We start from the raw sequence: 15,262 nt of genomic DNA, 5'->3' as shown, positions 1-15,262 counted from the left end.
CTCTAGTGGGAAGAGGCTTCGAGTAGGTGCGCGAACCGCTGTTGGGCGGCTTGTCGGCGGGTGGGCACGTGTTCTGTCGGAATGCCGTCGAGAGGCGGTTGGTAGTCGCGCAGGATCAGCCGCGCGACCGTCTCCCGATGCACCTCGTCCGGGCCGTCGTACATGCGTGCAGCGCGTGCGGCCTTGTACATCCATGCCAGCGGTAGGTCATCGGAGTATCCGAGCGATCCGTGCACCTGGATGGCGCGGTCGATCACGTTGTGGAGCACTGATGCCCCGTAGAACTTGATGAGAGCGATGTCCTTACGGGCGGCCCGGACCCCTTGCTGGTCGATCACCCATGCTGCGTGCAGCGTCATCAGCCGGGCCGCCTGGATCTCGGCAGCGGAGTCGGCGATCCACGCCCGGACGGTCTGCTTGTCACCCAATACGCTGCCGTGTGCCCACCGATAGGTGGCCCGCTCGCACAACATGTCGAACGCCCGCTGGGCCTGTCCAATCCAGCGCATGCAATGGTGAATGCGGCCGGGGCCCAGGCGTTTCTGCGCGATGGCGAAGCCCTCGCCGACGCCCCCGAGGATGGCGTGCGCAGGTACGCGTACGCCGTCGAAGACCACCTCGGAGTGGCCACCGTACAAGTTCTTCTCGGATGCGCCGTGGTCCAGTGAGGGAATGTCGCGCACAATGCGAAGACCAGCGCTATCAGCCGGCACGATGAATTGGGAGGTGCGGCCGTGGCTGGGTGCATCGGGGTCGGTGACGGCAACCACGATGAAGAAGTCGGCGATAGATGCGTTGCTGATAAACCACTTGTGCCCGTTAATGATCCAGTCATCACCATCGCGTACTGCCGTTGTGGTCAATCCGGTGGGATCTGAACCCGCATTGTCGAGTTCGGTAAGCGCGAATGCTGAATATGCTTGCCCTGCAAGCAGGGGGCGCAACCACCGGTCCTTCTGCTCGGGCGTGCCCATTTCGGCCAGTATCTCGCTGTTGCCCGAGTCTGGGGCCTGGTTGCCGAAAGTCAGCGGAGCGTAGAGGGATTTGCCCAGAATCTCGTGCATCAGCCCCAGCTTGACCTGACCGTAGCCCTGGCCGCCCAGTTCGCGGCTCAAATGGGTGGCCCATAGACCCTGAGCCTTGACCTCTTCCTTGAGTGGTGCCACGGCCTGAAGCAGCCCCTGCCAATCCAGGTCGATGGTCTCCAAGGGCAGGATCTCGGATCGGACGAAGTCATCCATCCAGTCAAGTTTCTTCTGGAAGTCCTCATCGGCAAACAGTTCGGTGATCATGGCTTTCCCTTCTGGTCATGGGAGTGACGAGCGACGTCCAGCGACAACATGCGGGTGCAGGGGATCCTTCGCTGCGGCCACATCATCGGACGGGGGGCCAGCGGACGAACCGAGGCAGCGCCTTGCGATGTCGACAGCGCGCCGAGGCGAAAGCCACTGCGGGTCTGCTTCGCCACGACGGTGTGCACGGCCCGAGAGTAGTCCTCATTAAATTGATTGTCTACTACAATTGTAGAGGCATCGCGGCCGACACCTGCTGTGCGATAGCGATACTGGCGGCGATTGGTACTTGATTAATTGTGTTGATGCTCCATTACCGTAAGCTGCGTTGAACGCCGCGTTCTGGTCGGCTCGAGAGCGCAGCGGGTGTCTGGGCGGAAAATCGGCAGCTGTCTACGCCGGCGTCTCGAGTGAGGGTTCCGGCTTCGCCGGCGATCTTGTGGGTCGGCGGCGGCGCGGCCTGAGAGACGCGATCAAATGTGCGAATATCATCCAGTCATGTCCCCGACCCGCCCGCGGAAAGATTCTGAGCATCGAGGTCCTGGCAGGCCTCGCGGCAGCGTAGCGGCCAATCGCGACATCACCCGTGACCGTATCTACGAGGCGGCCACCGAGCTATTCGCCCTGCGGGGATACCACGGCACCAGTGTGGCTCAGATCAGTGCGAGCTCTGGCATCCAGACTGGTGCCCTCTATCACCACATCAAGTCGAAAGAAGAGTTGCTGTGGCAGATTCTGCGTCGCTACACCGGTAAAGCCCTTGCAGCCGCGGTAGGCGTGACGTCAGCTGCTGCAGACCCCGTCGACAAGCTTTCGAGGCTCATCGACACCCATGTCGAGGTTATCGCCACGCACCGGCGGGAAGTCGCAATCCAGACACGTGACGCGTCTGAACTCAACTCCGAGCACGGCATTCAGCTGCAGGCACTGCGCCAAGGCGTCCAGGATTGCTGGGAAAGCGTGATCGGAGATTGTTGGCCGGACAAGCGGTCGGCCGAGGTTCGGGTGTTGGCCAATGGGATGCTCGGGATGGTGAATTCCCTGTGGTACTGGTTCCGACCCGAAAGAGGCGATACCGCAGCGGAAGTCGCGCGCGAGTTTCGCGACGTGATCATCAACGGGGTGGGACGTACGAGGTAGCGGTCGACGGCCGTCTACAGGACTCGCGCAGATGGCTAGACATCGTAGCCCGCATATTGTAGCTGTAGTAGAGCGGTTAATGCGTATTGCGTATTCGTCCGCCGCTGTGCTACGCATACTGCGTAACTGTCGGCCCGCCGAGTGAGCTAGTACGGACGAACGCTCCAGGGAGTAGGGCTCAGCGTTGTAGGTTGCCCATACGCGAGGGGAGTCCCTGATCCGATCGTCATTGGCGGGCGTCCCCAGCCCCAGCTTCGGTCACGAAGTGGCCGACGTCGTGGAGTTCACCAGCATGCGTCGTGCGTGAGTGTCCGTGCGCTCGTGCGTTTCGCCGGCCGCTAACCCCAGACCGACAGAGGAGACTGTCATGGATGCTCTGGTCTATCGAGAAGACCACGATGGCTGGACAACGTTGTGGTTGAACCGACCTGAGAAGCTCAACGCGCTCACCACTGCCATGTTCACCGAGTTGCGCAAGCATATCGAAGCTCTTGCGGGCGACGACTCCGTCCGATGCGTTGTCTTGCGGGGAGCGGGGCGGTGCTTCTCGGCCGGACACGACCTGACCGACATTTCGGCGGGGGAGACCTCGCCTGCGCCCGGTTGGCACAGTCAAACCCTTCGCCTCTTGGAAAGACTTCCGCAGCCGGTCATCGCCGCCGTCCATGGGCACTGCTACACCGGCGCCCTTGAAGTCGCGCTCGCCTGTGACTTCATCGTCGCAGCGGACAACGCCCGATTCGGTGACACCCATGCAAAGTGGGCGTTGACGCCCGTCTGGGGAATGAGCCAGCGGCTGCCTCGACGGGTCGGCCTGGCGACAGCCAAACGGCTGATGTTCACCTGCGACATCATCGATGCTGCCGAAGCTGTGCGCATCGGTTTGGCCGAGTTCCTGATAGCCGATGGCAGCTTTGATGGGGAAGTCAGCGGGTTGGCGACTCGGATCGCAACAAACTCGTCCTTCAGCCATCAGGCCGTCAAGGGTCTCTTGGACGCAACAGAGGGTAGCTCCATCGACGCCGGGCTGCATTGGGAAGTAATGGAGAGCGCGGGCACAGGTCCCGACATGCAGGAGCGCATCGCCACGTTCTCCGGCCGGGGAAAGGTCAGTGAGTCGCATGCATCTTGACGTTGATCCGCAACTCGAGGCGTTTCGCGGGGAGGTCGCCGAATTCCTGGACACCGCGCCGACAGAGGCCATCCGTGAGGCGGGCCGCAAGACGACGAGCGTGTTCGCGCCCTTTGAGGAAGTCATGCAGTGGCACCGAATACTGCACCAGCGAGGCTGGGCCGCGCCGGCATGGCCGGCCGAATACGGGGGTGCCGGTTGGACTGACGAGCAGCGGTTGATCTTCACCGAAGAGTACTGCGATCGTGACCTCCCCCCGCTGCTTCCCAACGGCCTCCAGATGGTGGGGCCCCTACTCATGGAGTTGGGTACCGAGGAGCAGAAACGGAAGTATCTGCCGGGAATCCTTTCCGGAGAAGACTACTGGACACAGGGGTATTCCGAGCCGAACGCGGGGTCTGACCTGGCTGCCCTCGCCTGCGCCGCCGTCGCGGACGGCGAGGACTACGTGATCAACGGGCAGAAGACCTGGGCGACTCTGGCGCATAAGGCTAACCGCATGTTCATGCTGGTGCGTACCAGTAGGGAGGGTAGGAAGCAGCACGGAATCACCTTCTTACTGCTGGACGATCTGGATCAGCCGGGCCTGACCGTGCGGCCGATCATCGGGTTGGACGGTCACCCTGAGCAATGTGAAGTGTTCTTCGACAATGTCCGGGTTCCGCAGTCCGGCCGAGTGGGGGCTGAGAACGACGGGTGGTCGGTCGCCAAGCAGTTGCTGCGCCACGAGCGCGGCGGCGCACTGCACAGTCCGTGGATGCGCCGGAATCTCCGTCTAATTCGAGACGCTGCCGAGACGGTGCCGGTGCCCACGGGAGGGTCGCTCGCCACCGATGCCGTCTTTCAGCGCGATATCGGTGAGCTCGAAGCAGAGGTAGCTGCGCTGGGAGCCCTCGAAAAACTGATGATCACCGGCCATGGGCTGATATCCGACCCGGCCACTCCATCGCTACTCAAGATCGTGAGCTCTGAACTCACACAGCGAATCTCGACCCTCATGACCCGGGTGTCCGGCATCGATGGTGTACCGCTACAGGTCGACGCGTTGACGGTGGGGGCCGGCGTGCAGTCATTGGGGAGTGACTTTGACCTTGTTGCGATGCCGTACTACCTGAATTCGCGGGCAACGACCATCTATGCCGGGACCAACGAGATCCAACGAGACCTTCTCGCCCGTACGCCGGCGCCTCTAGGCTGAAGGATCTATTCACAATGGACTTCAACTTTTCCGACGAGCAGACGATGTTGCGGGACTCGCTGACCGAGTTGCTCACCCAGCATTATGGTTTCGAGCAGCGCCAAGCCATCGTGCGATCGGCCGCAGGCGTGTCCGAGAGTGTGTGGACACTGTTTGAGGCGATGGGGCTGCTGGCGCTTCCGCTTCCCGAGTCTGTCGGTGGCTACGGTGGATCGGGTTCTGACATCGTCGCCATCAGCGAGCTGTTCGGCCGCCATCTGGTGGTCGAACCCTACCTCTCGTCGATCATCTTCGCCGGGCGCGCGCTGGCCCGTTCTGAAGGCAGCCCGCAGGCGACTGAGTGGTTGCGACGGATGGTGGCGGGCGAGCTGCGAGCTGCGTTGGCCCACGAGGAGTCTCGGGGAACGGCGACGATCGACATGGTCTCGACAACTGCCAAACCCGATGGGGAGGGCTATGTGCTCCGAGGGCACAAGCGCCTCGTCCTCGACGGAGCAACCGCCGATGTTCTGGTGGTGACAGTTCGGCTGACCGACGCGAACTTCGGCATCGTGGCCGTCGATCCCGGTTCCGACGGGGTCACGCTGACCCCCTACCGCACCATCGATGGTCGTCGTGCAGCGGACATCCGATTCGATGATGTACGGGTGCCGGATAGTGGTCTGGTTCGCGAGGATGCCGCAGCGGTCATTCAAGACGTCATCAATGACGCGGTGCTGGCCCTGAGTGCCGAGGCGGTCGGTGCGATGGGGGCGCTTCTGGAGGCGACAGCAAGCTACGCGAGCACCCGCAACCAGTTCGGGTCTCCGATCGCTGGTTTCCAGGCGGTGGCACACCGCATCGCGAACATGAAGGTCGCCTTCGCGAAGGCTCGGGCGACGCTGATCTATGTCACAGCGGCCATCGACAGTGGCCTGGCCAGCCAACGTGACTACTCACTGATCAAGGGGCAGGTTGGCCGGCTTGGCCGCGAAATCGCTGAGTCCGCGGTCCAGATACACGGCGGTATCGGAATGACCGAGGAGTGTGCCGTGGGACATCACTTGAAACGGATTCTCACAATCGACGCGTTGTTCGGTCCTGCTGACTACCATCTCCGAATCCTCGGAATCCGGCCGTCCGCCTGACTATTGAGGCGCAGCTGCCCGGGTGCGCGCGCCCACCAATTCCTTAGTCGTCCAACGACGTAGTCGCTTTCCAGCGCATCACGCCAGGCGATCCCGCACCGATACCGGAGATGATGCCCTCCACCATCGAACGGGCATCCTGAAAGAGCCGGCGCCGCTTACCCATGCGCGCCGGAAGCAGATCCTCGATCAGCCCCACTGAGCGTCAGACAAAGCGGTAAGCGTCATCCCCTGAGCCTTAGGCGAAACGCCCGAAACCATCGTCAGACACTCTATAGACGCACTGTGCGTGCTATCGGTATCCAACCAGCCGAGTTCAGGCCGGGACGCCTCTTCTGCAGTGTTGTGTGCGTGCAGCGCTAGCAGCGCTGGGGTGCGGCGTTATGCAGTTCTGGCATCGCCTTGAGGGCAAGACGTCCGGAGATGAGGTAGCGCAGTGGCCGCGGCGCATGGGCCATGACGAATGTTCCGATCTGATGGTGCTTGCCGTGCACGATCATGCGGTCGCCCCGCTTGGATGCCTCGAAGCCTTGTCGCGCCACAGCAATTGGGCTCATCATCGTCATCTGCATGGCCAGACCGTCGGTAAATTCCGTCACGTTGCTGTTGTCGAAGATGTCGGTGTCGGTCGTACCCGGGAGGCTTACAGTCGAGTGCACGCCCAATCGCTCGACCTCTTCAGCCAGACCTTCAGAGAATTTGTGTACCAGAGACTTTCCTGCGGAATACAACACCTGGCCGGGCAAGCCGGACATTACCGCAGCGATTGATGCGACGAAAACAATCCGGCCCCAACGACGTTCGATCATCGATGGGAGCAGCAGGTGTGTCAGCTCGATACCGCTCAGCCCGATCACCCGGAGAAAGGCCTCCTGATCGGACCACGAGCTATCAATGAACCGGCCAGCGATCGAATACCCCGCGTTGTTGACCAGTACATCGACAGTCGTGTTACGACGAGCCAGTTCGGTGTAGATCTCCGCGGGTGCGCCCGGCCTGCTCAAGTCGGCGGTCATCGGTGATACTGACACAGCCCAATCGGCTTCGAGACGTTGCTTGAGCGCGTTCAGACGATCCAAGCGGCGCGCGACCGGCACGATGTCGAAGCCCTTTGCGGCAAGTAGTTCGCACCATGCCAGGCCGATTCCCGACGAGGCGCCGGTGACCAGTGCCGTGCGCCCGCTGCCCTCGGAACTGCGGTCGTGCTCACCGATCGGCTTGGTGCGGCGTGCGAGCCAGTATCGGCTCTGCTGAGGGGTGATCGTGGGAGCCCAGGATGTCGTGTCTGCAGGCATAATCTACGCATAGTACTTAGCAAAGGCGATGTCGTCTATAATAGGCGTAGCTGTGCGGCAATATCGGTGTCATCCTTTAGTAGTTCACCGCCGCGGCCATTGCTACCCAGGAGGTGCTGATGTTTCCCGGAAGTCACCCGCGCGACAAGGTTGCGGTGATCATGGCCGATTCGGGGCGCACGCTTACCTATGGTGAGCTCGATGACAGATCCGCACAGCTGGCGGCAGCATTGCATCAGCTCGGACTACGGGGAGGTGACGTCATCGCGATGCTCGTCGACAACATCCCTGAGGCTTTTGAAATCTACTGGGCCGCAATCCGGTCTGGGCTCTACATCACCGCGATCAACTGGCACCTGCGAGCTGCTGAAGTGGACTACATCCTTAGGGATAGCGGAGCACGTGCTCTGTTCGTCTCGTCCGGTGTGGGGGATCTGGCTGACGAGATCGGCAAGCAGTGCACTGGAGGTGTCTCAGGATTCGCGGTGGGAGGAGCGGTGGCGGGCTGTTCCCCGTATGAGGAGCTGCTGGCCGGTGGCCATCCCCGTCTGAGCGACCAACCCAGAGGCGCAGACATGCTGTACTCGTCGGGAACCACCGGCCGGCCGAAGGGCATCAAGTCTCGATTGCCGGGCACTCAGGTCACCGATAGCTTCGACCCGCAAACAACGCTCCTCACAAAGCTGTTGGGTCTCAGCGCCGACGATGTCTATCTGTCACCTGCGCCCATCTATCACGCTGCTCCGCTCCGCTACTGCGCCACTATCCACGCACTGGGGGGGACGGTGGTGCAGATGGAGAAGTTCGACGCGGCAGCGGCTCTGGAGGTGATCGAGCTCCATGCGGTCAGCGCCACCCAAATGGTGCCCACGATGTTTGTGCGCATGCTTCAGCTCCCGGAGGTGGTGCGAGACCGGTTTGACATCTCCTCACTTCGGGTGGTCGTTCACGCCGGGGCGCCATGTCCTCCCTCGGTCAAGGATGCGATGTTGACATGGTGGGGGCCAATCCTCACCGAGTACTACAGCGCGACTGAAGGTCATGGGATGACGCTCATCACTGCGCAGGAGTGGCTGGAGCGACGGGGTTCGGTGGGCCGCGCTGTGGTCGGGGAGATTCATATCTGCGACGAGCAGGGCAGCGAATTGCCTGCCGGGCAGATCGGAACGGTCTACTTCGAGCGGGATGTCTCTGCCTTCGCTTATCACAACGACTCGGATAAGACTGGCTCGAGTCGACATCCGGCGCATGGCAATTGGTCAACAGTGGGCGACCTCGGGCACGTCGACGAAGATGGCTATCTCTATCTGGCGGAGCGTCAGTCTTTCGTGATTATCTCGGGCGGGGTGAATATCTACCCTCAGGAAATCGAAAATGTCCTGACCTTGCACCCCGCCATTTTCGACGTTGCGGTCATCGGTGTGCCAGATCCGGTGATGGGTGAGCAGGTCAAAGCGCTGGTGCAGCTACGCGACGGACATGCGGCGAGTAGCGAACTGGCGGGCGAACTGATTGAGTTCGTCCGCGAGAACGTCGCGCACTACAAGGCGCCGCGATCAGTTGGTTTCGTCGACGAGTTGCCGCGATCTGCAGCCGGAAAGTTGATGAAGCACAAGCTCGTAGACACCGTCGTGCAGGATGTCTCGGTCTGAGCGGATGCCCGCAGGTGTTGTCCGGGATCAGACGATCCAGGTCCAGGCGTACGTGTGCTTTGGCGAGGCCACCCCGGCCACGATCTCTGCACGGCGTACCCCCGGCAGCAGAGCAATCTCGTCGAAGACGCTGGCCACCAGTGTTGCGTCGTCGGGCGCCTGCATCACCGCAACCACTTCGACAGTGTCGAGTACGCGGGTGACCTGGACGATATCGTCTCGGCGCGCGAGGGCCTTCGCGATATCGTCGGCCTTTCCCGGCGCGGTGGAGACCAACAGATAGGCGTGTGCGCCAAGTCCTGACAACTCCACGTCGGACACGGCTTGGATGCGAAAGACCCGTTCTGCCACCATTCGCTTGATGCGAACCCGCACTGTGCCTTCGGAAACGCCGAGGTCGGCGGCAATCTGTCGGTTGCTTCGACGCGCGTTCTGCTGGAGGAGCGCGATGATCGAGAGATCCATTTGATCAACGGTGTCGCTGACTTGTGCTTCTGGAGTCGCCCCCGCCTCCGCCCGCAACAAACCCCACTTCGAGTCGTGCTTCAACACATCTAGTGCGAAGCTCCCGTGAACGGAGGTGACTCCCTTGATCTTTGGCAGCACTCGGCCGAAGAGATCGGCAAGGTGCTTTCGGTCACGGCCGAGGATGGCCACCATGATGTCGAATCGGCCGATGCAGATCGTGACACCGATCGACTCCGTCAGCTTCGCTATCTCGGTGGCGACGGCGTGCACGGGTCGACCTGCCACCTGGATCATCGCGAAGGCGAATTCGCGGTGCCCGAACAGCCGCATGTCGGTGATCGCGACCACGCGCATGACACCGGAATCTTCCAGCCGGCGCAGTCGCGCGGCCACCGTGACTTCATTCACCTTAAGTCGAGCTGCGAGCGCCCGATTGCCGGCGCGGCCGTCGACTGTCAGCGCCTCGATGAGTGCCCGGTCGAGGGTGTCCAGATCCACCGGCTCGGTGGGCAGGCCTTGGCCGAACGTGGTGCTCTTGGCTCTATTGACGCCCGGCCGAGGTGCCACTGCGAATACCATCCGATCTGACGATTGCGGTGATGTCTTGGCACGTCACTCTACGCAATCTGGCAGGAAGTCTGGGTGAAGGTAACGGCCTTCGGATGTTGGGTGGGGGATTTGTCGCCCGGGAGTGCTGTTTACTCAGGCATTTGCCGGAAGCAACGCTTCGGAAAGCTGTCGCCATTCATTCGCCGGGAACCGGCCGAACTCGGGGCCCATCACCTGAATGCTGACATGATCGGCGCCAGCCTCGACATGCTGTTGAACTCTGGTGAGGATGGTGTCGAGGTCGCCCCACACGACAAGGTCGTCGACGAGACGGTCGCTACCCCGCCCGCCGTCGATGTCGGCCTCGGTGTAGCCCAGCCGCAGGAACTTTGCGATGTTGTACCGCGTCGTGAAATACGGGCGGAGCTGTGCGCGCGCAAGTTCGCGCGCCTTGTCGGCATCTTTCTCGAAGATGACGGACTGCTCCACGCCCAAGAAAGCCTCAGTGCCCAGAAGCTCGCGTGCCTGTGATGTGTGCTCGACCGGGACGTGGTAAGTGTGCGCACCCTGGGCACGCTCGTGCGCCAGCTTGATCATCTGCGGACCGTAGGCAGCCAGCAACCGGGGCCGCGGTCCCGGTGGCACCGGGGCGGTGCAGAATGCCGAATCCATCTCGTCGAGGAACTTGGTGACAGCATCCATCGGCTTTATCCCTGGTCGTGCATCACCGAATCCGAGGCCCAGAACGTGACGGCCTGGATAAGCGTCAGCGAGCAAGACCGAAGCGGCATGGGTCGCAGTGGCAGTACGTGGCCAGATGCTGGCGATGGCGTTGACGACCGTGATGTTCTCCGTGCAGGACAGCAGGAAACCGGCGTGTGTCATCGCTTCGCGGCCGTAGGCCTCCGGAATCCAGATGGCTTTCCACCCGGATTGGTCCAGTTCCTGGACCACGTCCCGAATTGCGGCAACCGGCATGAACTCGAAGTCCGCCGTCCACACCCCGTAGCGGCCTAGGTCTCTGCCTTCAATGGTGCCCACGAGCGCTTCTCTCATCCATCCGAACTCGGGTCATGTCAACGTCGCCGACTGTCACCACGGAGCGGTGCATCTGCGGGTGGCGGCGAATTCACAGCAGTGGCCGGGGACTCGATGCCGCTCATCGATCACCCGAATGATCCTTCTCTTCTTCTCGCCGCCGTGGCGTGCCAACTCGCGCAGCCATTCGGCGAGAGTATTACGAAAACTATGGGCGGACAACAGTGGATGTTTAAGAAGCCGATCCTGTCCTGCGGCGGGCGGTATTCGGTGAATGGTCTATGCAAGCCCTGCATGCTTCGGCGAGGTCGTACGCTCGAAGGCATGTCTCGTCACGTGTTCGACGACAAGCTGCTGGCCCTGATCGCTAACAACTCCCTCGGGGTGCTGGCCACCATCAAGCGCGACGGACGGCCGCAGCTGTCCAACGTGACCTACCACTTCGACGCGCGCGAACCAGCCATCGAGGTGTCGATCACCGAGCCGCGCGCCAAGACCCGTAACCTGCGCCGCGACGCGCGGGCCTCGATCCTGGTGTCCTCCGATGACGGCTGGTCCTACGCGGTCGCCGAGGGCAATGCCATCCTCAGCCCGCCCGCGGCGTCGCCGCACGATGACACCGTCGAGGCGCTCATCGCGCTCTACCGCAACGTCGCCGGTGAGCATCCGGACTGGGACGACTACCGCCGGGCCATGGTCACCGACCGCCGAGTGCTGCTGAGGTTGCCGATCTCGCATCTCTACGGAATGCCGCCGGGAATCCGCTGAGGACGCGCTCGCGCGCTAGTCTGACCGTCATGGCCGAATCAGAGTCTGCACCGCAGGACGACACCAAGGCGAAGTTCCGCGAGGCGCTCGAGCGTAAGAAGGCGAAGGCGGCCGGCGGCTCCGCGCACACCGACGGCGGCGCCAAGCAGCCGCGGTCGCACGGGCCGGTGGAGAACCGCCGGGAGTTCCGCCGCAAGAGCGGCTAACCGACGACCCGTTCGGGAAGCTTTGCCCCACGGCGTGATTCCTGCCAGAGAATGGCCGCCAGGCACGCCAGTGCCAGCACCCCGACCGCGGCGGCGAACACCGTTCCCGCGGTGCGCAGGCCCCACGCCTGGGCGGCGAAACCCTCGCCGATCACCGGGATCGAGATCGCGACGTAGGCCACCACGAAATAAGTGGAGCTGACCTCGGCCCGCCGCTGCGCCGGGGTCTGCTCGGCGACGGCGGCGAGCCCGCGACTGAAGCTGATGCCCTGGCCGATGCCGGACACCACGGCCGCGGAGATCAGGCCGGACAGCGACGAATAGTGCAGCGCCGCAGCCAGAACACCCATCCCTGCGGTCAGGATCGCGCAGCCGACCGCCACCGCGCGCCGCGGCGGGATCCGGGAGCCGAGAATCTGGGCGATCGCCGACGCGCCGAAGATGGATCCGGCCATCAGCCCGGCCAGCGCGTGATTGCCGATGCCGATGACGTTGGTCAGCAGCGACGGCGCCACCGAGGTGAACAGGCCGGTGACCGAGAAGCCGGCGAAGGCGGCCAGCGCGGCGACGACGAACACCGAACGTACCTCGGCGGGCACCGAAAGTCGCTGCAGGCCAATGCTTCCGGTCCGGCTGGAGGTTTCCGGCACCAGCGCCACCGCGATCGCGGCCAGCACCACCAGGGCGATGTGGACGACGAAGACCAGGGTCAACGGGCTCGGGGCGTACTGCGCCAGGATGCCGGCCAGCACCGGTCCCGCGCCCAGTCCGCCGATGTTGGCGATGGTGGCCACCGCGGGCGCGCGCGTGCGCCAGCTCAGCGGCGCGGCCTCGATGACCGCGGCGGTCGCCGTGCCGGTGAACAGACCCGCCGACAGGCCGGACAACAGCCGGCCGACCAGCAACTGCGGCACCGAGTCCGCCAGCAGGAACACCACGGCGCTGGCCAGCGCGCACACCACGCCGGCCATCAGCACCGGCCGCCGCCCGATGGCATCCGACCACCGGCCGAACACCAGCAGCGCGAACAACACCCCGCCGGCATAGGTGGCGTAGACGACCGTCGTGGTCAGGACCGAGAAATGCATGCGGTCGCTGTACAGCGCATACAACGGGGTGGGCAGGGTGGTGCCCACCATGATCGCGGCGAAGGCGTAGGCCAGCAGGGCGACGGCGAATGCTCGCCGGGTGGGGGTCATGGGACAGTCAACGTCGTCGACACCTGCACACCATTCCCGAACCCGGCGAGATTCTCACCTCACTCAGTGATGCGTGGCCTTCTCGGCGCCCACCCCGGTCAGCGACCGCACCTCCATCTCGGCGTTGAGTTCGGGGTCGCCGGTATCCGACGACGTCACCGTCCCGACGATGCCGAGAATGAACGCCAGCGGAATCGACACGATGCCGGGGTTGGCCAGCGGGAACCAGTCGAAGTTCGCGCCCGGGATCATCGCGGTCTTGTTGCCCGACACGGCCGGCGAGAAGACGATCAGCACCAGACAACTGATCAGACCGCCGTACATGCTCCACAGTGCGCCGCGGGTGTTGAACCGCTTCCAGTACAGCGAGTACACGATCGTCGGCAGGTTGGCCGAGGCGGCCACCGCGAACGCGAGCGCCACCAGGAACGCGACATTCTGACCGTTGGCCAGGATGCCCAGGCCGATCGCGGCGATACCGAGCACCACCGCGGTGATCCGGGAGACCCGGACCTGCTCGTCTTCGGTCACCTTGTGGCTCTTCATCACGCTGGCGTAGACGTCGTGGGCGAAGGATGCCGACGCGGTGATCGTCAGGCCGGCGACCACGGCGAGGATGGTGGCGAAGGCCACCGCCGAGATGATGCCGAGCAGCACCACCCCGCCGAGCTGGAACGCCAGCAGCGGTGCTGCGGAGTTCTGCCCGCCGGGGGCGGCCAGGATCTTGTCCGGCCCGACCATGGCCGCCGCGCCGTAGCCCAGCGCGAGGGTGAACAGGTAGAAGGCGCCGATCAGTCCGATCGCCCACACCACCGATCGCCGAGCCTCTTTGGCGGTCGGCACCGTGTAGAAGCGCATCAGCACGTGCGGCAGGCCCGCGGTGCCCAGCACCAACGCCAGACCCAGCGACAGCAGGTTGATCTTCGAGGTGGTCGAGGCACCGTATTGCGCACCCGGTGCCAGCACGTCGCGGCTGGCCACCCCCTTGGTGGTCGCCTCGTGCACCATCTGCTGGGCGGAGCCGAGGATCTCGGAGAAGTTCAGCCCGAACTTGATCAGCACCAGAGCGGTCATGACCGCTGCGCCCGCGATCAGCAGCACGGCCTTGATGATCTGCACCCAGGTGGTGCCCTTCATCCCGCCGACCAGCACGTAGACGATCATCAGCACACCGACCACCGCGATCACGAACGACTGGGCGGTGCGCCCGTGGACGTCGAGCAGCAGCGCGACCAGGCCGCCGGCGCCGGCCATCTGGGCCAGCAGGTAGAACAGTGACACGGTCAGCGTCGAGGTGGCGGCGGCGACCCGCACCGGCCGCTGCTTGAGCCGGAAGCTCAGCACGTCGGCCATCGTGAATTTACCGGTGTTGCGCAGCAATTCGGCGACCAGAAGCAGGGCGACCAGCCACGCCACCAGGAAGCCGATCGAGTAGAGGAAGCCGTCGTAGCCGTACACCGCGATGGCGCCGGCGATACCGAGAAAGCTTGCCGCAGAGAGGTAGTCGCCCGCGATGGCGATGCCGTTCTGCGGCCCGGAGAACGCTCGGCCACCGGTGAAGAACTCGGTGGCGTTGGTGTTGGAGCGGCTGGCCCGGATCACGATGAACAGTGTGATGAGCACGAACGCGGCGAAGATGCTGATGTTGACGGCCGGGTTGCCGATCCGGGCGGCCTCGGCGAGCACGGTGGTGGTCACTGCGCGCCACCTTCCATCTCGGCGCGGATGGCTTCGGCGCGCGGGTCGAGCTCGCGGTTCGCAAATCGCACGTACAGGCCGGTGATGAGGAACGTCGTCAGGAACTGGCCCAGGCCGATGATCAGCCCGAGGTTGATGTTGCCCCACACCTTGATCGCCATGAAGTCGTGGGCGAACGCGCCGAGCAGGACGTAGGTGGCGTACCAGATCAGGAAGAACGCCGTGGTGGGAAACACGAAGCGGCGCAGGGTGCGGCGCAGCTCTTGGAACTCGGGACTGGCCTGCACGGCCAGGTATTGCGCGCCGCTGGGGTGGGTTTCCCGCGGCGGCAGGTCGGTTGTGGGCACCGCATGCTCCTCAGCTCAGTGTGTGAACTCCGATTCGTTCCCAGGCTATTGAGAGGTGGGTCACAGCCCTAGGTGTTCTTCACGGGTAGGTTGTGAACGCGTAGGCGCTCGATTGGTGTCATTCCGCCGATGCCGGTGTGGGGTCGGTGGTGA

15 protein-coding genes are annotated in these 15,262 nt (G+C 63.5%); 7 read left to right on the top strand and 8 right to left on the bottom strand.

Annotated features, from left to right (window positions below; translation table 11 throughout):
* Positions 1–2: 2 nt before the first annotated feature.
* Positions 3–1,292: an acyl-CoA dehydrogenase family protein gene (locus MSZK_RS22325; RefSeq protein ID WP_099250737.1), complete on the bottom strand. Its 1,290-nt coding sequence runs from the start codon at positions 1,290–1,292 to the stop codon at positions 3–5.
* Positions 1,293–1,790: 498 nt separating this feature from the next.
* Here MSZK_RS22325 and MSZK_RS22320 point away from each other — a divergent pair, with 498 nt between their 5' ends.
* The 4 genes from MSZK_RS22320 (at position 1,791) to MSZK_RS22305 (ending at position 5,889) form a co-directional block, all read left to right on the top strand.
* Positions 1,791–2,432: a TetR/AcrR family transcriptional regulator gene (locus tag MSZK_RS22320; RefSeq protein WP_158230628.1), complete on the top strand. Its 642-nt coding sequence runs from the start codon at positions 1,791–1,793 to the stop codon at positions 2,430–2,432.
* A gap of 367 nt (positions 2,433–2,799) precedes the next feature.
* Complete coding sequence (locus tag MSZK_RS22315; RefSeq protein WP_099250735.1) at positions 2,800–3,564, top strand: enoyl-CoA hydratase/isomerase family protein; 765 nt, start codon at positions 2,800–2,802, stop codon at positions 3,562–3,564.
* Positions 3,554–4,762, top strand: a complete 1,209-nt coding sequence (locus MSZK_RS22310) for an acyl-CoA dehydrogenase family protein (protein WP_099250734.1) — start codon at positions 3,554–3,556, stop codon at positions 4,760–4,762. Before MSZK_RS22315 ends, MSZK_RS22310 begins: the two co-directional genes overlap by 11 nt.
* Positions 4,763–4,776: 14 nt before the next feature.
* Entirely contained in the window at positions 4,777–5,889 is a 1,113-nt protein-coding gene (locus tag MSZK_RS22305; protein WP_099250733.1) for an acyl-CoA dehydrogenase family protein, read from the top strand.
* 43 nt (positions 5,890–5,932) lie between these two features.
* Here the strand turns inward: MSZK_RS22305 and MSZK_RS22300 are convergent, their stop codons facing one another.
* Together MSZK_RS22300 and MSZK_RS22295 are read right to left on the bottom strand one after the other, a co-directional pair.
* A complete protein-coding gene (locus tag MSZK_RS22300; RefSeq protein ID WP_199203435.1) occupies positions 5,933–6,088 on the bottom strand; it encodes a hypothetical protein in 156 nt (51 codons plus the stop codon).
* Positions 6,089–6,248: 160 nt separating this feature from the next.
* Positions 6,249–7,184: an SDR family oxidoreductase gene (locus tag MSZK_RS22295; RefSeq protein ID WP_099250732.1), complete on the bottom strand. Its 936-nt coding sequence runs from the start codon at positions 7,182–7,184 to the stop codon at positions 6,249–6,251.
* Between the two features lie 119 nt (positions 7,185–7,303).
* Here MSZK_RS22295 and MSZK_RS22290 point away from each other — a divergent pair, with 119 nt between their 5' ends.
* Positions 7,304–8,836 (top strand): acyl-CoA synthetase, encoded by a 1,533-nt coding sequence (locus tag MSZK_RS22290; RefSeq protein WP_099250823.1) that lies wholly within the window; start codon positions 7,304–7,306, stop codon positions 8,834–8,836.
* Positions 8,837–8,863: 27 nt separating this feature from the next.
* Here MSZK_RS22290 and MSZK_RS22285 read toward each other — a convergent pair whose 3' ends face one another.
* Positions 8,864–9,883 carry an Lrp/AsnC family transcriptional regulator gene (locus MSZK_RS22285; RefSeq protein WP_099250731.1) on the bottom strand — a complete coding sequence of 340 codons (1,020 nt, stop codon included), beginning with the start codon at positions 9,881–9,883 and terminating at the stop codon, positions 8,864–8,866.
* A 123-nt stretch (positions 9,884–10,006) separates the two neighbouring features.
* Positions 10,007–10,894, bottom strand: a complete 888-nt coding sequence (locus MSZK_RS22280; protein WP_199203434.1) for a TIGR03620 family F420-dependent LLM class oxidoreductase — start codon at positions 10,892–10,894, stop codon at positions 10,007–10,009.
* 321 nt (positions 10,895–11,215) lie between these two features.
* Here MSZK_RS22280 and MSZK_RS22275 point away from each other — a divergent pair, with 321 nt between their 5' ends.
* Positions 11,216–11,659, top strand: a complete 444-nt coding sequence (locus MSZK_RS22275) for a PPOX class F420-dependent oxidoreductase (protein WP_099250729.1) — start codon at positions 11,216–11,218, stop codon at positions 11,657–11,659.
* A gap of 29 nt (positions 11,660–11,688) precedes the next feature.
* On the top strand, positions 11,689–11,865 hold the full coding sequence (locus MSZK_RS32465) for a DUF5302 domain-containing protein (protein WP_099250728.1): 177 nt from the start codon (positions 11,689–11,691) through the stop codon (positions 11,863–11,865).
* Here MSZK_RS32465 and MSZK_RS22265 read toward each other — a convergent pair.
* From MSZK_RS22265 to MSZK_RS22255, 3 genes are all read right to left on the bottom strand, one after another.
* On the bottom strand, positions 11,862–13,064 hold the full coding sequence (locus tag MSZK_RS22265) for an MFS transporter (RefSeq protein ID WP_099250727.1): 1,203 nt from the start codon (positions 13,062–13,064) through the stop codon (positions 11,862–11,864). The two genes, MSZK_RS32465 and MSZK_RS22265, sit on opposite strands and share 4 nt — an antisense overlap.
* Positions 13,065–13,127: 63 nt before the next feature.
* Positions 13,128–14,762 carry a cation acetate symporter gene (locus MSZK_RS22260; RefSeq protein WP_099250726.1) on the bottom strand — a complete coding sequence of 545 codons (1,635 nt, stop codon included), beginning with the start codon at positions 14,760–14,762 and terminating at the stop codon, positions 13,128–13,130.
* Positions 14,759–15,109, bottom strand: coding sequence for a DUF485 domain-containing protein (locus tag MSZK_RS22255; RefSeq protein WP_099250725.1), 351 nt, complete (start codon positions 15,107–15,109; stop codon positions 14,759–14,761). Before MSZK_RS22255 ends, MSZK_RS22260 begins: the two co-directional genes overlap by 4 nt.
* Positions 15,110–15,262: the final 153 nt, after the last annotated feature.

This window comes from Mycobacterium sp. shizuoka-1 (assembly GCF_002723835.1).
Taxonomy (GTDB): domain Bacteria; phylum Actinomycetota; class Actinomycetes; order Mycobacteriales; family Mycobacteriaceae; genus Mycobacterium.
This window is presented reverse-complemented; position numbering and strand designations above follow the sequence as displayed.

Bases quoted from the DNA above. Each gene is read 5' to 3' on its own strand.
- MSZK_RS22325 (WP_099250737.1), bottom strand. From the start codon at position 1,292: ATGATCACCGAACTGTTTGCCGATGAGGACTTCCAGAAGAAACTTGAC.
- MSZK_RS22305 (WP_099250733.1), top strand. From the start codon at position 4,777: ATGGACTTCAACTTTTCCGACGAGCAGACGATGTTGCGGGACTCGCTG.
- MSZK_RS22265 (WP_099250727.1), bottom strand. From the start codon at position 13,064: ATGACCCCCACCCGGCGAGCATTCGCCGTCGCCCTGCTGGCCTACGCC.
- MSZK_RS22295 (WP_099250732.1), bottom strand. From the start codon at position 7,184: ATGCCTGCAGACACGACATCCTGGGCTCCCACGATCACCCCTCAGCAG.
- MSZK_RS32465 (WP_099250728.1), top strand. From the start codon at position 11,689: ATGGCCGAATCAGAGTCTGCACCGCAGGACGACACCAAGGCGAAGTTC.
- MSZK_RS22315 (WP_099250735.1), top strand. From the start codon at position 2,800: ATGGATGCTCTGGTCTATCGAGAAGACCACGATGGCTGGACAACGTTG.
- MSZK_RS22290 (WP_099250823.1), top strand. From the start codon at position 7,304: ATGTTTCCCGGAAGTCACCCGCGCGACAAGGTTGCGGTGATCATGGCC.
- MSZK_RS22285 (WP_099250731.1), bottom strand. From the start codon at position 9,883: ATGGTATTCGCAGTGGCACCTCGGCCGGGCGTCAATAGAGCCAAGAGC.
- MSZK_RS22310 (WP_099250734.1), top strand. From the start codon at position 3,554: ATGCATCTTGACGTTGATCCGCAACTCGAGGCGTTTCGCGGGGAGGTC.
- MSZK_RS22320 (WP_158230628.1), top strand. From the start codon at position 1,791: ATGTCCCCGACCCGCCCGCGGAAAGATTCTGAGCATCGAGGTCCTGGC.
- MSZK_RS22275 (WP_099250729.1), top strand. From the start codon at position 11,216: ATGTCTCGTCACGTGTTCGACGACAAGCTGCTGGCCCTGATCGCTAAC.